The organism is Corynebacterium sp. HMSC074A09 (assembly GCF_001811545.1).
In the GTDB taxonomy this organism is placed as follows: Bacteria; Actinomycetota; Actinomycetes; order Mycobacteriales; family Mycobacteriaceae; genus Corynebacterium; species Corynebacterium hiratae.
Map to the genome: position 1 here is coordinate 1 of NZ_KV805111.1, position 19,383 is coordinate 19,383.

At 57.2% G+C, this 19,383-nt stretch carries 19 protein-coding genes; 13 read left to right on the forward strand and 6 right to left on the reverse strand.

Going from position 1 to position 19,383, the window contains the following annotated elements:
• On the reverse strand, positions 1-212 hold a 212-nt coding region (locus HMPREF2807_RS01575), incomplete at its 3' end, for a transposase (protein ID WP_198531361.1).
• A gap of 524 nt (positions 213-736) precedes the next feature.
• On the opposite strand from HMPREF2807_RS01575, the gene HMPREF2807_RS13845 reads away from it, so the two are divergent.
• The 6 genes from HMPREF2807_RS13845 (at position 737) to HMPREF2807_RS01595 (ending at position 8,150) form a co-directional block, all read left to right on the forward strand.
• The gene (locus HMPREF2807_RS13845) at positions 737-880 is read left to right on the forward strand and encodes a hypothetical protein (protein ID WP_158010520.1); all 144 of its coding nucleotides are present in this window, start codon (positions 737-739) and stop codon (positions 878-880) included.
• Between the two features lie 76 nt (positions 881-956).
• Entirely contained in the window at positions 957-2,435 is a 1,479-nt protein-coding gene (locus HMPREF2807_RS01580) for an ABC transporter ATP-binding protein (protein WP_049157201.1), read from the forward strand.
• The gene (locus HMPREF2807_RS01585) at positions 2,428-4,875 is read left to right on the forward strand and encodes a class III lanthionine synthetase LanKC N-terminal domain-containing protein (protein ID WP_070509932.1); all 2,448 of its coding nucleotides are present in this window, start codon (positions 2,428-2,430) and stop codon (positions 4,873-4,875) included. Before HMPREF2807_RS01580 ends, HMPREF2807_RS01585 begins: the two co-directional genes overlap by 8 nt.
• On the forward strand, positions 4,859-6,124 hold the full coding sequence (locus HMPREF2807_RS13850) for a hypothetical protein (protein ID WP_141745876.1): 1,266 nt from the start codon (positions 4,859-4,861) through the stop codon (positions 6,122-6,124). The genes HMPREF2807_RS01585 and HMPREF2807_RS13850 overlap by 17 nt, the downstream gene beginning before the upstream one ends.
• Complete coding sequence (locus tag HMPREF2807_RS01590) at positions 6,125-6,781, forward strand: ABC transporter ATP-binding protein (RefSeq protein WP_049157198.1); 657 nt, start codon at positions 6,125-6,127, stop codon at positions 6,779-6,781. It abuts the gene before it with no gap.
• Complete coding sequence (locus tag HMPREF2807_RS01595) at positions 6,714-8,150, forward strand: hypothetical protein (RefSeq protein ID WP_161799818.1); 1,437 nt, start codon at positions 6,714-6,716, stop codon at positions 8,148-8,150. The genes HMPREF2807_RS01590 and HMPREF2807_RS01595 overlap by 68 nt, the downstream gene beginning before the upstream one ends.
• Here HMPREF2807_RS01595 and HMPREF2807_RS13335 read toward each other — a convergent pair.
• Both HMPREF2807_RS13335 and HMPREF2807_RS01600 read right to left on the reverse strand, forming a co-directional pair.
• Entirely contained in the window at positions 8,147-8,638 is a 492-nt protein-coding gene (locus tag HMPREF2807_RS13335) for a Mu transposase domain-containing protein (protein WP_232751593.1), read from the reverse strand. The genes HMPREF2807_RS01595 and HMPREF2807_RS13335 overlap by 4 nt on opposite strands.
• 286 nt (positions 8,639-8,924) lie before the next feature.
• Positions 8,925-9,668 (reverse strand): TetR/AcrR family transcriptional regulator, encoded by a 744-nt coding sequence (locus HMPREF2807_RS01600; RefSeq protein WP_070509935.1) that lies wholly within the window; start codon positions 9,666-9,668, stop codon positions 8,925-8,927.
• A gap of 175 nt (positions 9,669-9,843) precedes the next feature.
• On the opposite strand from HMPREF2807_RS01600, the gene HMPREF2807_RS01605 reads away from it, so the two are divergent.
• Positions 9,844-10,806 carry a malate dehydrogenase gene (locus HMPREF2807_RS01605; RefSeq protein ID WP_070509938.1) on the forward strand — a complete coding sequence of 321 codons (963 nt, stop codon included), beginning with the start codon at positions 9,844-9,846 and terminating at the stop codon, positions 10,804-10,806.
• Here the strand turns inward: HMPREF2807_RS01605 and panC are convergent.
• Entirely contained in the window at positions 10,803-11,624 is an 822-nt protein-coding gene (gene panC, locus HMPREF2807_RS01610; RefSeq protein WP_070509941.1) for a pantoate--beta-alanine ligase, read from the reverse strand. The genes HMPREF2807_RS01605 and panC overlap by 4 nt on opposite strands.
• 9 nt (positions 11,625-11,633) lie before the next feature.
• Positions 11,634-12,455, reverse strand: coding sequence for a 3-methyl-2-oxobutanoate hydroxymethyltransferase (gene panB, locus HMPREF2807_RS01615; protein WP_070509943.1), 822 nt, complete (start codon positions 12,453-12,455; stop codon positions 11,634-11,636).
• Positions 12,456-12,512: 57 nt separating this feature from the next.
• Here panB and HMPREF2807_RS01620 point away from each other — a divergent pair, with 57 nt between their 5' ends.
• The 6 genes from HMPREF2807_RS01620 to ndk are packed head-to-tail and all read left to right on the forward strand — an operon-like array spanning position 12,513 to position 18,904.
• Positions 12,513-15,251: a valine--tRNA ligase gene (locus HMPREF2807_RS01620; protein WP_070509946.1), complete on the forward strand. Its 2,739-nt coding sequence runs from the start codon at positions 12,513-12,515 to the stop codon at positions 15,249-15,251.
• Positions 15,251-16,780, forward strand: a complete 1,530-nt coding sequence (locus tag HMPREF2807_RS01625; protein WP_070509949.1) for a bifunctional tetrahydrofolate synthase/dihydrofolate synthase — start codon at positions 15,251-15,253, stop codon at positions 16,778-16,780. The genes HMPREF2807_RS01620 and HMPREF2807_RS01625 overlap by 1 nt, the downstream gene beginning before the upstream one ends.
• On the forward strand, positions 16,777-17,223 hold the full coding sequence (locus HMPREF2807_RS01630) for a DUF4233 domain-containing protein (RefSeq protein WP_046648977.1): 447 nt from the start codon (positions 16,777-16,779) through the stop codon (positions 17,221-17,223). Before HMPREF2807_RS01625 ends, HMPREF2807_RS01630 begins: the two co-directional genes overlap by 4 nt.
• Positions 17,224-17,232: 9 nt before the next feature.
• A complete protein-coding gene (locus tag HMPREF2807_RS01635) occupies positions 17,233-18,117 on the forward strand; it encodes an alpha/beta hydrolase (RefSeq protein ID WP_070509952.1) in 885 nt (294 codons plus the stop codon).
• A gap of 5 nt (positions 18,118-18,122) precedes the next feature.
• Positions 18,123-18,434 carry a hypothetical protein gene (locus HMPREF2807_RS01640; protein WP_046648979.1) on the forward strand — a complete coding sequence of 104 codons (312 nt, stop codon included), beginning with the start codon at positions 18,123-18,125 and terminating at the stop codon, positions 18,432-18,434.
• A 59-nt stretch (positions 18,435-18,493) separates the two neighbouring features.
• Positions 18,494-18,904 carry a nucleoside-diphosphate kinase gene (ndk, locus tag HMPREF2807_RS01645; RefSeq protein ID WP_039676402.1) on the forward strand — a complete coding sequence of 137 codons (411 nt, stop codon included), beginning with the start codon at positions 18,494-18,496 and terminating at the stop codon, positions 18,902-18,904.
• A 120-nt stretch (positions 18,905-19,024) separates the two neighbouring features.
• On the opposite strand, the gene HMPREF2807_RS01650 is transcribed toward ndk, so the two are convergent.
• Positions 19,025-19,375 (reverse strand): ArsR/SmtB family transcription factor, encoded by a 351-nt coding sequence (locus HMPREF2807_RS01650; RefSeq protein ID WP_046648980.1) that lies wholly within the window; start codon positions 19,373-19,375, stop codon positions 19,025-19,027.
• Between the last annotated feature and the right edge of the window lie 8 nt (positions 19,376-19,383).

Sequence of the window (19,383 nt, forward strand, 5' to 3'; positions counted from 1 at the left end):
CGCAGGCGAGCATTCTCAGCACGAAGATCAGCCTCACTCATCCCATCGGAAGCTCCTCGGCGTTCACGCTCGAGTTTGACCCAGCGGCCTAAAAGCCCGGCGGAAACACCAATCTCCTTAGCCACATGGGCAATCGGGCGCTCTGACTCGATTACCAGGTTTGCGGCTTCACGCCGGTACTCCGGCGTGTACTTCTTGCGCTGTTGACTCACAATGAACATCCTCTCCTACGGACACAGGATCCGTACAAATAGGGTGTCCACTAAACGAGGGTAACCTCACGGAATCATGAACATCTACTTTCCGGGGTCAGGCCCGTACCCACACACAAACCATCAGACACTCTCAAATGAACTGGACCGAATTCCTAGACCACTCCAACCCCAAGTGGGGCTCTGTCAGCACAAAGCCAGGTAGTGATCGAAAGATTACCGTCTACAAGTCCCCAACCAGAGGACAGCTCCCATCAACTACCCACACGACGAAAACCGGAGGACACGTCACCCTTTCAAGTCTGTGACCTCCGGTCGTCGCAGTCCGGGAACCGTTCGATACGAAGTCAAGTGGCGGTCGAGTCGCAACTTCTTGCGATGCCTGCCTGCAAAGCGGAATAAGTCTCAAATGCCCACGATTAATTCCCGGTTAATTCTTTGTAAACACTGATCCTCATTCATTGACCGGCAGTCTTGGCATAAATAGTCTGACCGATACAACCTAGCTCAGGAAAGGAGGCGACATGAACATCCGTACACTGCAGGCCATGGTCGACGAAACCGACCTTGCAATGAAGAGTGAGGAACGGAAGGAGAGCACCTTCAGCCAGAATCACTGCGGCGACAACGACGTCAGCACCATCACTTGGTCTTACTGTGGAAACTAGCGCCTAGTAAAGCAATGTATCCGATTATACTGGCGGGAGGGGGCCTCTCCCGCCAGTCTACTTTAGTGGGTAGCTCATGATTATGGAAATCGCCAGACGCTTTCGCCGTTGGGGAGTTACGAGCCAGATTATTTGGTGTCTTGCGTTTTCAAGCGCCTTCGCAGGATTCTCTATAGTACAGCCCGCCCTACTAGCGAAGCTAATTGACGGCTCTAACAACGTTGGGGAGAGTCTCGAAGAGCAAGCACTAGCCCTATTACTGGTAGTAGTTCTTGCAACCACTTTCAATGCGCTATTGATTCGACAAGAAGGGCGCTTGATTGCCAAAATAAGAGGATCTCTTCAAAAAGACCTAATCTCAACGGTCGACGCAAACCAGTTTGAGCTGAACCACGGGAGAGGACTACAAGTTGTCGTTGGCGATACTGATACAGTTGCACACTACATCGTAGGACTGCTAAGCAAGATACTTCCTGGGGCGGGAATGTTCATTTTCGCCTTCATAGCCCTTTTGCGTATTGATACAATATTGACGCTCTTAGTGCTAGCGATGGGAGTTTCCCTTTCAGCATTGAGTGTGCCATTTCTAAAACGCATGGCTCGGGCGGAACAGGCAAACCTCCGCTCTCGAGATGAACTAAGCGACACCCTATTGACATACTTCTCGGTCGCCAAGGTAGCAACACTGAATGGGCGTCTTGAACACCTAAAAAAAATCGTAACAAACAGTTTTGATAATTTACAGCAAGCAACCTACCGGTCAGCCACTATACAAGCTCAGTTTGCACCATTTAATGGTTCTATAGTACCCATCCTGGCCGTCACAACTTTGGGCGTAGCGTCATGGCGAGTGCGGGTAGGAGCCATGGATCCTTCGGAACTCATCGAGTTTCTAATGTACATGTTCATATTAATGGCACCACTGCTTCGGGCTTTATCTTTGGCCAGCCAACGGGCAAAGGCACACACTGCGTGGCGTGAAATTTCCACTCTAAATGATATTGAGAATCCTCGAAAGGCCCTGCCGGAACGAGTCTTAAAAGTCCTGGATAGAAACCAGCAAAAGCTGCTGGATTCAACTGGCATCACCATAATTTTGGGTCCTAGCGGCATCGGTAAGACTACGCTCCTGCACGACGTTGCAGCCACGGTCGGGCCCACCGACACTGCCTTTGTAAGTCAAGAACCGAAGCTACTTCCACATACTCTTGAAGATACCTTACAGCTATATGGAAGTGGACCAGACTCCGAGCGATTCATGAACAACTTGAGTTGTCTGCGAATGCCCGATTGCACGTTGACGACCACTATCGCCCGCATGTCCGGAGGCGAGAGACAAAGAGTGGCTATTGCTGCTGCGCTCTCATCTAACAAAGAAACGCTAATCCTGGATGAACCAACTTCTTCTCTTGGCACGGACGATCAACGAGATCTCGCAAAGCTACTACGCAACCACGTCAACAATGGTGCGAGGGTAATACTGTCCACGCACAACTCCGACTTCGTTGAATTTATGCTGCCGGCTAACGTATTGGAGCTTGAGGAAAATGTTTAACTTCGAAGGAGCTCTCCTTCGCTCGCGAAGATTTTACGCACTCCCAACTCTGGAGGACACCACAGAGGATTTCTTGACGGGAGAGCTCGATGGTTATGTACTCCGACGGGGCGAATATTGGACCAGCTATCGGCTAATCGGTTCCGATATTTCCCCTCAAGGCTGGAAGATACATATCTCATCAAGTCCGACCGACCTTGATGAAGTCGTAACTCAAACATTAGCGGTTATTGATGAGTATCGGTTGCACTTCAAGATAGTCAATACACGGGACTCATACTTTCTTGCAAACAGTAAAAATGCTAATCGCACATCGGCAGGGAAGCTGATAACTATTTACCCCGACAAAGCATCCTTTGAAAAAGTAGTAATCGCCCTTGCCTCTAGGCTTAAACCATTTGACGGGCCTGAAATTCTAACCGACCTGCCCGGTCCCGTTCCCTGCATCCACTTCAGGTATGGAGCTTTCGTCCCAATGGTCAATGCCGACGGAGAGTACTGCTTATTGAATGACGATGGAGACCTCGTTCCTGACCGCCGCGAGGTCTTGGACCCAGTGCAAAGTCCCGAGACAGACTTAAAGATCGTGCATGAGGCTGTTGCCCGTCTGCAAAGCGGGAGGACTCTCGATGTTTCAAATGTCACTCTCGTAAAGCAGTCGAACGCCGGCGGAATATACCGCTGCACTTTTGATGGAAAGAAAGCGTTCTTGAAGCTTGGCCGGAAATTTGCAGGTTTTGATCAAGACTTGAACGACGGAGCCTTTCGAGTCAAGAACGAGCACACACAACTAAGCAGACTTATAAGCTCTGGTGCGACTCCAAGAGTTCTTGCTTTAACCGAGTTAGCCACTGATGTCGCGCTAATAACAGAAGATTTAGAATGCCTAGATCTTCATCAGTTTAAGAAAGCGAAATTTCCACTATATGCGAGAAATGGCGACGATTGGGTTCCTTATCTTCGCGAAGTGCTGAAAGTTGCAACTCGGCTGGAAAAGCGCATAAAGCTGTTACATTACAGTGAGGTATACCATCGCGACCTCCACGGTCGTAATGTTCTAACTGATGGCGAAGAAGTGTATTTCGTAGACTTTGAGGAGGCTACAAATTCTTCGGACGACGTTCCCGGAAGCTCTAAAGCACAAGGCTACGCCAATTTCAACGTAAACGATGCGGAAGAATCCGACTGGTTCGCCTTTAGACAAATTATTCAGGAACTGACCTTCGGGAATACACGAGTAAATCAATTCAACGAGGCCGGCTGGGATCGCAGATGGGATGACCCCTATGAAAGTATGCTGAATGATCACAGAGTATCCACGCTGTTGAAACAGCTAAGGAAGCTCGCCGCTGTTGATGGTCGTCTGAGAAACCCCCTACTAGACCCTTCCTTCTCGGACTCAAAAAAACCTACGATTACAGCAAGAACAATGAGGCAGAAGATCAGTCATGATGCCGAGCTTTGCATCCGCGAAACTGGCAGCATCTCAGTCTCACCTGATCGCCTTGAAAATGGCGCAGGGTATTGCCTGGAATTTGCGTATCTCAAGACAGCTCTACAAGCCGACTGGGATTTAGCTCGAGTCGTACCTAGTTTTTTGCAGCACAGTCAATCATCCTACGGTGTTGGGCTTCCTGAGATCATAGACCGACTGGAAGAGCAGTACCAGTCCATCGAGGCCCCAGCTGCAAGCATCTCACGATCCGAAGTACTGCAGCTCCTGTTGATTGCACGATTCTCGAGCCAAGTTTGTGCATACCAAGGAGTAGTACGTAAGTGGATTCTTCGTATTGCAAAGCAAGCACGGAGTTTACACTTCGAAAAGCCCTTGCATGAGAACTCTAACCGGCCGAACGACCAGCGTACAGGCCTGCTGTATGGGCCTCTGGGATTGGCATGGATTTTGTCTCTCTGGTTGGAAGAAATGCATGAATCCGATGTTGCACTAGCAAAAGAAGCCATTACCTACTTAGTTGAACAGGAATTGACGAACTACGACTCCAATAGTGAAGGAGCTCTATTCGCCGTCCAGGGTAACCGCCTACTTCCGTACCTCAGCACAGGGAGCGCCGGATTCGGTCTACTCTTGCCAATGATAAAGAAGACTCTAGGCGGCGATTGGCTGCGCCCAGAGGCAGAACGTCTGCTGAACGCTGTGGACACTGAATTCAGCATTTGTAGTGGCCTCGCGAACGGGATGATGGGGCTCATAGTGGGAACCGCTGGAATTAGCAGCTACCTGGATCGTCCATATTCAGTACCTGCCCTCTACAGGCGGGTGCGCAGATTACTACCGATGGATAGCGCGGGAGACCTTTTCTTAGACGATTCTTCCCTTCGCTATGTTTTTGATGTATCAGAAGGTGCAGGAGGGTTCATACTTTTGCCTGGACTTCTCAGGATTGTTTCAATGGAGGCGCTCGATGATTTTGAATTATGATCAAAAGACAGGAAGCTTTCATGCAGCCACTCATACTTCGGGCTCGCCTGATATTGCAGTCCTAGATTCATTTTGTGCAGTCACGAACATAATTGAGCTCGTTGAGTTCAGAGTCCTTCTGTGCATCTATGATCCAACTGGCCACGAAAGATGGTACTTGCGTGTGTTGTTTGCAGATGCTCCAACTCGAGCCGAGACTCTCCCTGTAGCGGAGCCAGTACTCCTAGTGGATCGTAACAAGCCTGAAATCTTTATAAAAGTTTGGAGGTCGGGACATATTGAGTCTTTGCGGTGCAGGTTTGTGCATGGCGAACTTGAGTGGGAATTTTGCTCTCCGGATGCAAACGCAGAGTATCGCGTAATTTCTGAAACCTGGCCATTTAGAAAACTCCCACCGGAAGTATTGGAATCTGGAGCTTCAATTCATTACATTTCAGAAAATTTCTCCGCGACTGATGCTCAATCGCTATTGCAACAATCTATCAGGGCTACAGATGAGGTGTCCTCCGACTTTCTTCAACGGCTATCGTGCGACATCCAACAGTATTGGAGGTCATCACTTTCTTGGCCAGTCTTTGATTTAGCACACTCATCTAGCATCTGTGATGTTGAGATTTCCACAGCAGATTCTGTCAACAATGATTGTGACACGTACTTAGTGCACTCGTATGGGGTTTATGGCCAACGAGTTGCAGACGCCACAACTACGTTTGAAGGCTCGAATCTACTTAGGGTTCGGGAGCTGCTTTTGCCTCAGCCACGAGACTGTCTCGCAGACTATGCCGATGATTTGAGCTGCATTTCAAAACATTTTGCGACCAAAGGTCGGGTGGTTGCTAGCACCGTCTCTGCTGGTTCGGTGCCCCTTACTCTGTCGATCGCTAAGGAGCGAACCGCCTATTCGGGCCTGATATTTGATCGATGCATCTCAGCAAAGGGTTCCTCATATTTGTCAGACCTTGATAATCAACATATTTTACAAAGGTTGCCATTCTCTTCCCGACGTTTGCTCAGAAAAGGCTTCGAAGTCGCTCAAAAAGACCTACCAATCTTGTCATTTTCATCTATGTACGATTCACGTATTAGTAACAGGGACCAGCTCCGCTTCGGCTTGAATCTGCGCGAAGACCTTATCCAACTACATGTTTCCGGGGGACATGCCAATACGCCATGGGATGTTGATCGGTTAAAGAGAATCATTGGCATGGCATTCTTGATAAATTTTCTTCCTACAGTGAAGGACCGGTAGATGTTTGAGGTTATTGACGCTGGATTTCAATTCACGGTGCAGAACAGGAAGGATTGGCTATTCCGGAATGTGAACTTCTCGATTGCGAATGGCGAAGTGGTAGCCCTCATGGGGCCGTCTGGGTCAGGCAAGACCACTCTGCTTAATGGACTCGCTGGTATTGGGCGGTTATCCGAAGGTAAGAGCGTGCTTGATGGAATCCAGATATCGGGCCTGCCAAAACGAAAGGTGCGTAAACATCTAAGGGATTCTGTATCAATAGTTTTCCAAGACCACCTATTGATTCCGGGATTAAACCTGCTTGAGAACGCGGAGTTGTCTTGGGCCTTGTCGGGTAAGCCGAAGGGGATCTCCCCCAAAACAGTTTTAGACAGCTTGGCTATTGGAACAGAAAGGAACTCTCTGCCTGAAGAAGTCTCAGGTGGACAAGCACAGCGGGCAGCAATCGCGCGGGCCTTGGCTAGTGGCCCAAAGTTGTTATTCGCCGATGAGCCGACAGGGAGCTTGGACGAAAAGAACGCACATCGGGCTTTTGGTGAAATCAAAAACTGGTGCGGTTCACAGGGGGGACACGGTCTAATCGTTACCCATGATCCGGTCATTGCAAAGCTATGTGATCGTATTGTTCGTTTGGACGGCGGGACAATCAATGGATAATCCCAATCGCGATCAAGCAATCTCGCTTAAAGTTACAAAATCGTATTTTCGAGCGTCGTTAGGTCCCAACGTTGCAGCTGCGGTAGCTATCGGTTTTTCAATCGGCGTACTTGCAGCTGTTCTTAATACCCGAGCCGCGACTGAAGGTACAGCAGTGGGTGAGGCTGTCACGGTGAATGTAGCGACAAATGTTGCTATCTCTTGGACGATTGCCTCGATTTTCTGCATTCCGCAGATAGTGAATAGAGCGTTTACCAAACTTGACTATTTCATCGGTTGTCTACAAATTGTGGGATGGCCGGCTCGACGGTACCTTGTCATGCTCATCGCACAGCTCCTATTCATCGAAGTCTTGGCTATCTTACTTTCTTATCCTGTAGCTGTACTCTTTCAGCGGTTAGTGATGCTGATTTCCCGTCGGGACTCTGACGATTTGTTGTACCCTGGTCAGTTTTTTGAGCCGATATCGCTGAATTCAATTTTGATGGCTACGCTCATAATCACTGTTAGCGTTTTCATTGTCGGCATTATCACGTTCATTGGTTACGCTTTGAAGCAGAAGACTCAGGCATCGGGAGCGAAGCCTGTACGTGTTTCAATTGACGGGCTCAATAGGCTGCGGTGGGGAGACTTGGCCGCTGTACTGCCCGTCGTCTTTCTTGTAATAGCGGTCCAGGCTGGTGCTCAAGCAGGACTTTTTGTCATTCTAGCTATGGTATCTGCCTTGTTTTGGCTATGTAGTCGCTTTATTCTGCACATCGTCAGAGCGATAGAGAAAGGTACTACCCGATTGGCTGGTGTCACTCCCGGGATAGCTGTACTGGGCGCATTCTCTGCAGAGCTTCATAATATGACGAAGTCTATCGTCTTGCCGTTGTCCTACGTGCTGGGCATTCCAGCTATTGTCCTTTCAGTTTCACACACAGAGGCTGACGCATTAAATCAAGTGGGTGGGGGAATCCAGAATTGGGATTTTCTTGTAATGCTTGGTTTGCCCCTGTTCTTTGTAGGAATATTGTCGGTCACATCATTTCTAATGGCTGTAGATCAGGTCACGATTACAACTGACCGACTTAATAAAATTGGGTTTCCTGTCTCGGTGATCTATCTTGTCAGATTCGCAGGTTTACCATTTCTGTTTATGTGTGTCAGCCTTGGGATTGCAGCTATATTCGCACTGGTCAGCTCGATCATTCATGTGATAGTTCTTGGTTCGTCGATAAAATTTGCAATCGCCGGGCTGTCAATGATGGTCTCGCTATTATTAGCCGGGGCACTCTATTTATCTTTCATCCTGTTCGGGCTCTTCTACTCCCTTTGGAAATACCTTCACCACAAGTACATCGCTGACCACCGTTCGAGGAACTAAGTGAAGCATGTTTCTCTTCGGCTGGTCGTCTGCAAGTGGCTAGAGAATGCAACCACTTCTTCATTCAGCCGCTGCATCAGACACTCACTTCTTCCGATGACTTTGCGTGTTACCGGACCAACTTTGCTGGCTTCGCGATATAAGTAGTCGCTTGTCCACAGTCCACGATTGGAGTCCATTCCAGATGGAATGTGCTCGTAGCCAGTGACATAGGCCCCACGCTTATGCGAAACCCGGTGGGTTGACACGGTTGCCCGGTCAAAGAGGGTCAACAGTTGGCCGGTGATACGCACATCGACAGTGCGGCCAACAAGCTGGCGCGGAACGGAGTAGCCCACTGTTGCAACCGTGATGTGGAAATCCGGGGCCACTTTTGCCCGTTTCCATTCGGTGTGTTGCCACGGGGTTGTCGGCAGATCCGTAAGCAGATGCTGTTCGTGTTCTTCAAAGAGATCCCGGCGGCTTGACTGCTGGCTGCGAAACGGCACGGACGTGTTTGATTGCGTCGACGAAGCCCACAATCTTTTCAGTGAGCTCGTCAAGGTTAACACACACTGGTGGCCATTAAGCGGCTCTTCCGGTTTCAGAGTGCGTAGTGAGGTGAGGTTGGCCACGACGAGTTCAGCGGGTCACGGGTCTGACCCCCGACGTGTCTACTTTCCGGGGGCCAGGACCCATCTCCACACCAAAACGGCGCCGGGATGGGTCTTTGCGTGCATGCTGAGCGGGTAGGGCGGGGACTATGGGCCGCTGGCGCCATATGGGGGTGATGAGCTATTCGTAGAGACCCGTGGGCACGTCGCCCTCGTCCTCGGTGGAGTAGACATCCAAGGGCGCAGACTCGGCGTCAAGCTCAGTTTCGTTCTGAGCGAGGTAGGACTCAAAACCGATGTCGGGGATATTTGCTGTGAGGAAGGCCAGCACGGCATCGACGGCCATGCGGTGTAGGCCTTCGGTGTTGTTGTGGGTATGCATGTCGATGTCGAGCAGGTTGCTCATCATCGCGTGATTCGTCACCCGGTACATCGTGAGCGCAGAAATCAACGTGAAGATGTCGTTGGCGGAAATGCCTGGGCGGAACGCGCCGGAATCTTGGCCCAGCATAAGCAGCCGGTCTAGGTGGAGGGAGATCTCGGAAACGTCGACAAGCGCCTGCGAGGACTCCAGCACACTGTGGGAGGATTCCATCGTCAGCATCCGAATGGCCTCAGGGTTATCCACATGCTGGCGGAACAACCAATCCACCAAGGTGCGCACGCCCTCGACCGGAACGGCGGAGTTGATCTCCAGGCTGCCCTCCGGCGGGTTGAGGCGCCGCGCCGCCGCCGCCAAGGCTTGCTGGTAGAGGCCCTTCTTGTCCCCGAAGTAGTAGTGGATCATGCGCTTGGACATCCCAGACAGCTTCGACACGGATTCGAGCTTGGTCTCGGCATAGCCGTGCTCAGCAAACTCTGCAATCGCAACATCGATCACGCGCTCAACAGAGCCGGAGTCGACCGATGCAGTCTCAGTGCTCATGGAAAGTCCCGTCTAGTCGATGAATATGCGTACAGTTGTCCACTATGCCGAAAAAAGACGGTCATGGAGCTCAAGTACAAAGAACTCGCATCTTTCGGGGGTAAAATTACACCCCATGGGGGCGAAAAACGGGACTAGGCTGGGAAGGTGAGTACCGAGCCGAAAGGATTCACACATGACTGCTTCCCAACCCGTCAAGATTACCGTGACCGGCGCCGCCGGAAATATCGCTTACTCCCTGCTGTGGCGCATCGCTGCGGGCGATGTCTATGGCAAGGACACCCCGGTGGAGCTGGCTTTGCTGGAAATCCCGGACGCCATTGACGCAGCTGAAGGCGTGGCGATGGAGCTTCATGATTCCGCATTCCCGCTGGTACGCGGCATCACCGTGACCGATGATCCAAACGTGGCTTTCAAGGACACCAAGGCCGCTTTCCTCGTGGGCTCCCGCCCGCGCACCAAGGGCATGGAGCGCGCAGACCTGCTGGAGGCCAACGGTGCCATCTTTACCGTGCAGGGCAAGGCGCTGAACGACGTCGCCGCGCGCGACGTCCGCGTCCTCGTCGTGGGCAACCCGGCCAACACTAACGCTTATATCGCTGCCAACAGTGCACCGGACCTGGACCCGAGCCAGTTCACCGCGCTCATGCGCCTGGACCACAACCGCACCCAGAGCCAGGTCTCCCTCAAGACGGGCATGCCCACCGCGGAGCTGAACAAGGTTGCCGTCTGGGGCAACCACTCTGCATCCCAGTTCCCAGACCTGACCTTCTCCAACGCCGAGGTAGATGAGACCTGGTACAAGGAGGAGATGATTCCGAAGGTGGCTAAGCGCGGTGCCGAGATCATCGCCGTGCGCGGTAAGTCCTCAGCCGCTTCCGCAGCGTCTGCGGCGGTGGATCACATGCATGATTGGATCCACGGCACTGAGGATTGGCGCACCGCAGCCGTCGTCTCGGATGGCTCCTATGGCGTGGACGAGGGCCTCGTCGCAGGTTTCCCCACCGTCGCCCGCGACGGCAAGTGGGAAATCGTTCAGGGGCTCGAGCTCAACGATTTCCAGAAGGAACGCATCGAGGCCTCGGTTCAGGAGCTGCGTGAGGAGCGCGAGGCTGTAGCCCACCTGCTCGAGGGCTAGGCCTCAAGCGCCAAGTTATCGATGAGCCGCACCGGCCCCACCTGCGCCGCAACCAGCGCCAGGGCGGGCCGGTGTTGCGCATCAATGGGCTCCAGCGTGGCCGGGTCCACCACGGTGAGGTAGTCCACCGTGACGCCGGGGGAGGAGGCGAGCTGGGTTTCAGCCTCCTCGAGGGAAGCACCGTCTTGCAGAGCGAAGAGCGCCTGGGACAGCGCCACGGCTTGCTCTCGCTCGGCAGGGCTCAGGCGAGCGTTGCGGCTGGACTCGGCCACGCCGTCCGCTGCGCGAACGATGGGCGCGCTGATGATCTCCAGCGGCAGGTCAAGGTCCGCTACCAAGCGCCGAATAATGGCCACCTGCTGGGCATCCTTCTGTCCAAAGTAGGCGCGGTCCGGTGAAACGAGGTTGAACAGCTTGCTCACCACGGTGGCCACGCCGTCAAAGTGGCCGGGGCGCGAGGCACCTTCCAAAACCGAGCCCATTTCACCCGTGCGCACCCACACCCGCGGGGTGCCACCCGGGTACATCTCCTCCACGCCGGGGGCGAAGACGGCATCAACACCCAGCGAGTCCAGCAGCGCGGCATCCGCATCCAGATCGCGCGGGTAAGCGCGGTAGTCTTCGCAGTCGCCGAGGTCGGTGAACTGGAGGGGATTGACGAAGACCGAGCACACCACGGTGTCGTTCTCTTCGCGGGCGCGGCGGAGGAGGGACGCGTGGCCGTCGTGAAGCGCGCCCATCGTGGGCACCAAGCCCACGGTGCCGGAGACTGCGGCGCGGAAGGCACGGAGTTCAGCTTTAGTTTTCAGGATCTGCATGGCTAAACCCTAGTCCTCGAAGGATTCCTCGGTGTTGGGGAAGGAGCGCTCGCCCACATCCGCCACGTATTCCTTCGCGCCCTCCAGTAGCGCACCGCGCAGGTCCGCGTAGCGGCGCACGAAGCGCGGCGCCTTGGGCCCGCCCAGGCCGAAGGCATCGGTCCACACCAGAATCTGGCCATCGGTCTGCGCACCCGCGCCGATGCCGATGGTGGGAATGGGCAGCTCCTTGGTGACCTCCCCAGCCAACGCGGCGGGGACCATCTCCAGCACCACGGCGAAGGCGCCGGCCTCGGCGAGGGCGCGGGCGTCGTCGTGAAGCTTCTCCGCACCGGCACCGCGGCCTTGGACCACGAAGCCGCCCAAGGCGTGGACCTGCTGGGGCGTGAAGCCGATGTGGGCGCAGACCGGGATGCCGGCGGCGACAAGCGCGGCGACAATCGGTGCGCGCTCCGCACCACCCTCCAGCTTCACGGCCTGCGCGCCGGTTTCCTTCATGATGCGCACAGCAGACTCCAGGGCCTGGGTGGGGCCGGCCTCATAGGAACCAAAGGGCAGATCCACCACCACGAAGGCGCGGGAGGTGGCTGAGACCACGGCGCGGGCCAGCGGAATGATCTCATCGAGGGTGAGAGACAGCGTGGTTTCGCGGCCCAGAACCACATTGGCCAGGGAATCGCCGACGAGCAGGAGATCCACCCCGGCTTCGTCGAAGATTTCGGCGGTCATGCAGTCATAGCTCGTCAAGCACGCGAAGGCCTGAGAGTTTTCTTTGGCACGGGCGAAATGGCGGGTGCGGAGACGGGCGCGGTGGCCAGGATTGTGAGACATGCCCTTACTCTAGACAGAGCGCTGGTGCCAGTTGACGCACAGGGTAGAGTTGGCCAGGTGACTGATCAGAATAAAGAGCAACTCGTTGGCACCAACCGCGCGGACCAGCTTCCCAAGTCCTGGGAGCCGCAGGCAGTAGAGAAGGACCTCTACGAAGGCTGGGTGAACGCCGGTTACTTCACCCCGGACGCGTCCTCGGAGGCGGAGCCTTATTCCATCGTGCTGCCGCCGCCGAACGTCACCGGCCAGCTGCACATGGGCCACGCCCTGGACCACACTCTGATCGACTCCATCATTCGCCGCAAGCGCATGCAGGGCTATGCCACCTTGTGGCTGCCGGGTGCTGACCACGCCGGTATCGCCACACAGACCAAGGTGGAGGCCCGCCTGCGCGAGCAGGAAGGCAAGAAGCGCTGGGACTATGAGCGCGAAGAATTCATCAACAAGGTCTGGGAGTGGAAGGAAGAGTTCGGCGGCACCATCCAGAACCAGATGCGCGCCATCGGTGACTCGGTGGACTGGTCCCGCGAGCGCTTCACCCTGGACGATGGCCTCTCCCGCGCCGTGCAGACCATCTTCAAGACCCTCTACGACGAGGGTCTGATCTACCAGGCCAACCGCCTGGTCAACTGGTCCCCAGTGCTGGAGACCGCCGTCTCCGACATCGAGGTCGTGTACAAGGACGTCGAGGGCGAGCTCGTGTCCATTCGCTATGGCTCGCTGAACGACGATGAACCGCACCTCATCGTGGCCACCACCCGTGTGGAAACCATGCTGGGCGACGTCGCCATCGCCGTCCACCCCGACGACGAGCGCTACGCCCACCTGGTGGGTAAGGAGCTGCCGCACCCCTTCCGCGATGACCTGAGCCTGAAGATCATCGCCGATGATTACGTGGATATGGAATTCGGTACTGGTGCAGTGAAGATCACCCCGGCGCATGACCCGAATGACTACGCCATGGGCCTGCGCCACGACCTGGACATGCCCACAATCATGGACACCACCGGACACATCGCGAATACCGGCACGAAGTTTGACGGCCTGACCCGCGAGGAAGCCCGCGTGGAGATCCGTGAGGCGCTGCGCGAGCAGGGCCGCATTGTCAAGGAGATCCGCCCCTACGTCCACTCCGTGGGTCACTCGGAGCGCTCCGGCGAGCCCATCGAGCCGCGCCTGAGCCTGCAGTGGTTCGTGGCCGTGGAGAAGATGGCAAAGATGTCCGGCGATGCCGTCCGCGAGGGCGATACCACCATCCACCCGAAGTCCCTGGAGCCGCGCTACTTCGAGTGGGTCGATGACATGCACGATTGGTGTATCTCCCGCCAGCTGTGGTGGGGCCACCGCATTCCAATCTGGTACGGCCCGCAGGGCGAGGACGGCCAGCGAGATATTGTCTGCCTCGGCCCCGACGAGGAAGCACCGGAAGGCTACGTCCAGGACCCGGACGTTCTGGACACCTGGTTCTCCTCCGCGCTGTGGCCTTTCTCCACGATGGGCTGGCCGGAAAAGACCGCCGATCTGGAGAAGTTCTTCCCCACGAACGTGCTGGTCACCGCCTATGACATCCTCTTCTTCTGGGTCGCCCGCATGATGATGTTCGGAACCTTCGCCGGCGCCCACACCCCGGAGCTGCTCGGTGAGGGCAAGAACGGCCGCCCGCAGGTTCCGTTCACGGATATCTACCTCCACGGCCTGGTGCGCGATGAGCAGGGCCGCAAGATGTCGAAGTCCCTGGGCAATGGCATTGACCCGATGGATTGGGTCCGCGACTATGGCGCGGATGCGCTGCGCTTCACCCTGGCTCGCGGTGCGAACCCGGGCGTGGACCTGCCGCTGGCTGTCGACGCCGCTGCTGCCGGCCGCAACTTTGCCACCAAGCTCTTCAACGCCACCAAGTTCGCGCTCATGAACGGCGCGGGTGTGGCTAAGCTGCCGGCACGCGACGCGCTGACCGACGCCGACCGCTGGATCCTCGACCGTTCCGAAGAGGTCCGCGCCAAGGTGGACGCCTACCTGGATGACTACCAGTTCGCCAAGGCCAATGAGCTGCTCTACCACTTCGTGTGGGATGAGCTGTGTGACTGGTACCTGGAGATTGCCAAGACCCAGATCCCGCGTGACTTCGATGGGGCGAGCGCCGAGGAGCAGGCCACCGGACGCACGACCCAGATCGTTCTGGGCCGCGTTCTTGACCTGGTTCTGCGCCTGCTGCACCCGACCATGCCTTTCGTCACCGAGGTCCTGTGGAAGGCTCTGACTGGCGGGGAGACCATTGTCACCGCGCAGTGGCCTACCCAGGAGCACACCAACGGTGGCGCGGAGAAGGATGAGGTGGCCGCGCGCCGCATTCAGGACGCCGACAAGCTCATCACCGAGCTGCGTCGCTTCCGCTCCGATCAGGGTGTCAAGCCTTCCCAGAAGGTCCCGGGCCGCCTCGACTTCGCCGCGGCCGACCTGCAGGAGCAGGAGGGGCTCATCCGCAACTTGGCCAACACCACGGAGCCGGGCGAAGACTTCACCGCCTCTGCTTCCATCGAGGTGCGCCTGTCCCAGGCCACCGTCGAGGTCACCCTGGATACCTCCGGCGCCGTCGACGTCGAAGCCGAGCGCAAGCGCCTGGAGAAGGATCTGGCCAAGGCCCAGAAGGAACTGGACCAGACCGGCAAGAAGCTGGGCAACGAGGCCTTCCTGTCCAAGGCGCCGGAGGCAGTCGTGGAGAAGATCCGCGTTCGCCAGCAGGTGGCCCAGGAAGAAGTCGAGCGCATCACCGCACGTCTGAAGGGACTCAAGTAGTGGCGGGGGAGAAAGACCGCGAGGAATTTGAGGTCGTCGATGCCCTCGCGGAGGGCACCGATGGCGGGCCGGTCGAAATCACCGACTCCGGCCTAACACTCAACCTCGGCGGCGAGGATGACTACGAGGAGGCAGCGCCCGAGCAGGCCACGCCGGAGGAGCTCGCGGAGCTGGCTCAGGTAACCGCGGAGCTCAACGCGCGCGCCCCAGAGACCATCATTGAGCCCAGCCTCGAGCGCATCGAGATGCTCATGGATCTGTTGGGCAATCCGGAGCGTTCCTTCCACGTCATCCAGGTCGCTGGAACCAACGGCAAGTCCTCGACCGCCCGCATGATCGATTCGCTGCTGCGCTCCTTCCACCGCCGCGTAGGCCTCGTCACCAGCCCCCACCTACAGCTGGTGACCGAGCGCATCGGCATCGACGGCCACCCCATCCACCCGCGCGACTTCGTGCGCATCTGGCGCGAAATCAAGCCTTATGTGGAGATGGTGGATTCCCGCTCCGACATTCCCATGTCCACCTTCGAAGTGCTTGTTGCCATTTCCTACGCAGCCTTTGCCGATGCCCCCATCGACGTCGCCGTCGTCGAGGTGGGCCTCGGCGGCACGTGGGATGCCACCAACGTGGTTAACGCGGAAGTGGCCGTGGTCATGCCGGTAGGCCTCGACCACACGGACTACCTCGGTGACACCATCACCGAGATCGCCGGTGAGAAGGCCGGCATTATCAAGGCCCGTGAGCACGATGCCGACGACGTGCTCACGCCGGGGGAGAACATCGCCATCATTGCCGAGCAAGACCCAGAAGCCATGCGCGTGCTGCTGCAGCGCACCGTCGACGTCGGCGCCGGCGTAGCGCGCGCGGGCTCCGAGTTCGCCGCGCTGGAATCCCGCATTGCAGTGGGCGGCCAGCAGCTCACCATCCAGGGCCTGGGTGGGATGTACGAAGACATCTTCCTGCCGCTGCACGGCGAGCACCAAGCCAAGAACGCGGCCGTGGCTTTGGCTGCGGTGGAGGCCTTCTTCGGGGCGTCGGCAGGCCATCCGCTCGACATTGCTTCGGTGCGTACCGGCTTTGCCAAGGCCATTTCCCCCGGCCGCTTGGAGCGCGTGCGCACCAGCCCTACTACCTTCCTTGACGCCTGCCACAACCCGCACGGCGCCAAGGCGTTGGCCGCAGCGCTCGACCGCGACTTCGATTTTGCGCGCCTCATCGGCGTGGTGTCCATTTTCACGGACAAAGATGCCGCCGGCATCCTCACTGCCCTCGAGTCGGTCCTCACGGAAGTCGTGATCACGCAGAACACCTCGCCGCGCGCCCGCGATGCCTATGAGCTAGCGGAGCTGGCGCGCGACATCTTCGGTGAGGAACGGGTGTACGTCGAGCCCGACCTGCCTAGTGCCTATACTCAGGCCGTTGAATTGGCGGAGGACGCCGACGTGCAGTCCGGATCCGGCATCGTGATTACTGGCTCAGTGGTCACCGCCGGCGACGCCCGCGCACTCTTTGGAAAGGAGCCCGCATGAGCCCCCGCAAACCCGTTCCCGAGGATGAGATCGGTCCGCTTGGACTTGGCCAAGCACCGGCCAAGGATCCCCTCAAGCAATTCGGCGGCATGGTGGTGGCCAGCTCCCTAACCCTGGAGCTGCTCACCCTGGTTCTGGCGCTGCCAATGCTGTACAAGCTGTATGACGGCACTCTGTGGACCCCGTTCAACTACGGCGTGGTTATCGGCTTCATGGTGCTACTCCTGGCGTCTTTCCCCTTCATGAACAAGCCCTGGATCGTCGGCGTGCAGATTGTCCTCCACGTCATCGGCATTGTTCTCGGCTTCATGGTCCACTGGTCCGTCGCCACGATCTTTATCATTTTCGCCCTGCTCTGGGCACTCGCGGCCTATATGCGCTCGGTGATCGTCGCCCGCATGGAACGCGGTTACCTCACCACGCAGCACCTGACTGAGAAGTAGGCCGCAGCGGTGTATATTCGCCCGGAGCTGCGCGCGGGCGCGGCGTTCATCTCACTGTGGGATCCAACCAATCCGCTGATCCGCCGCGCCGGGCGTGTAGTTCCCGCGCTGTGGCCCGCACCCTATATCCAGGGCGTGCGCACGCAGCAGGTGAAGAATTCCGATATCCGCGCGACCATCTATAGCCCGGAGAACCCGCGCGGCGCTGTGCTGTGGATCCACGGCGGAGGGCTGCTCATGGGCCATCCGCGCCAAGACGTTAAACACCTCAAGGAGACCGCCGCGGAAGTCGGTGTCACCGTCATTGCGCCGCACTACCGCTATGCCCCGGAGAACCCCTATCCGGCCGCGCTTGACGACGTCCACTCGGCCCACCACTGGCTCCTCACGCATGCGGAAGATCTGGGAATCAGCCCAGATCGGATTGTCATCGGCGGCCAAAGCGCCGGGGGAGGGCTCGCCGCCGCACTGTGCCAGCGCCTCCTAGATGAAGGCGGAATTCAGCCGGCGGGGCAGTGGCTCTTTTGCCCGATGCTCGATGACCGCGCTGCCTCCACCGACCGCAATCCCATCTGGGACGCGGACTCCAATGCGCAGGCTTGGCGCTACTACACCAACGGCAACCCAGACGCACCCTATGCCGTGCCCGGTCGCCGCGCGGAGTTAGCAGGTCTGCCACCGGCTTGGTTGTATGCGGGGAGCAGTGAGCTTTTCTACGACGAAATTGTGGACTACGCCGAGCGTCTGAAGTCTGCCGGCGTGCCCACGCAATGCGAGGTCGTAGACGGCGGCGTGCATGCCTTCGAGCTGTGGGCTCCCCATACCGCGGTGGCAAAGCGCCTGCTCATGAGTTCTCGCGCCTGGCTGCAGTCGACGCTGGACGCGCTACACTAACGGGCATGCTCTTTCTCCTCTATGGTCTTTCCGCGCTGCTGTGCATCGCCGCACTCGTGGCCAAGCTGTATGTTGGGGGCTTTGCGCTCCCGCTTGCGCTGATGCTCCCGGCCTTTGTGTTCCTCGTCGTGGGCATGCTCAAGCAGCAGCGCGATGAGAAGCCGGTGGAGTTTGCGGATCTGGAGGAGTGGCAGCGCGAGGATCTGAAAGGCCTGCTGGAGAGCGGTCAATACGGCACGGCCGTGCGCCAAGTGCAGCTGTGGTTTCGTGGCACGAGCCATGAGCGCGCGGAGGAAATCGTGCAACGTCTTACGTAGCGCTTAATAATTGGCCCACTGGCAGGACGCGGGAGCACCCATTCTGTACTATGTGCCCTATGACTGAACGTACACTGATTCTCATCAAGCCGGACGGCGTCAAGAACGGCCACGTGGGCGAGATTATCTCCCGCATCGAGCGCAAGGGCCTGAAGCTCGTCGCCATGGATCTGCGCGTCGCCGACGAGGAGACCGCAAAGAAGCACTACGCCGAGCACGAGGACAAGCCTTTCTTCGGCGAGCTCGTTGACTTCATCACCTCCGCACCGCTGGTTGCTGGCATCGTCGAGGGCGAGTCCGCCATCGCCGCATGGCGTCAGCTGGCCGGTGGCACCCACCCGGTGGAGAAGGCTACCCCGGGTACCATTCGCGGTGACTTCGCTCTGACCGTTGGCGAGAACGTCGTCCACGGTTCCGACTCCCCGGAGTCCGCTGAGCGCGAGATCTCCATCTGGTTCCCGAACCTCTAACTATGATTACCGCGCTGAGCGCGTAACGAAGCCCGAGCATAGCGCTCGGGCTTTTGTCATTTCTGACCCTTAACCCGAACCCGTCCTGTGTGCTCGAGCGCAGATCCGATCAGGTACCGGTTAGTCGAACGACAGCAGCGTGCGCAAGGCCGCAAAAGCGTCTTTGTGCACCTGATGGGTGACGGTGCGGCCGCATTGCTGTCTGGATAGCAAGCCGGCTTCCCGCAGGCGCGCTAGGTGGTGCGAGACCGTGGGCTGACTCAGCGCAGTGAGCTCGGTGAGTTCCGTGACGCTCATGGGCCCACAGCCTTCATCACACAGGATGGACAAAAGACGCAGGCGGGCAGGGTCTGCCAGCACTTTGAATTGCTGCGAAAAATGCCTCGCCTCGGCGTCGCTGAGCGGGCCTGTGCTTAAGGAGCAACACTCAGTGCTGGGCGCGCTGGTTTCGGGCGTGGAAGAGGAAGCCATGCGATCAG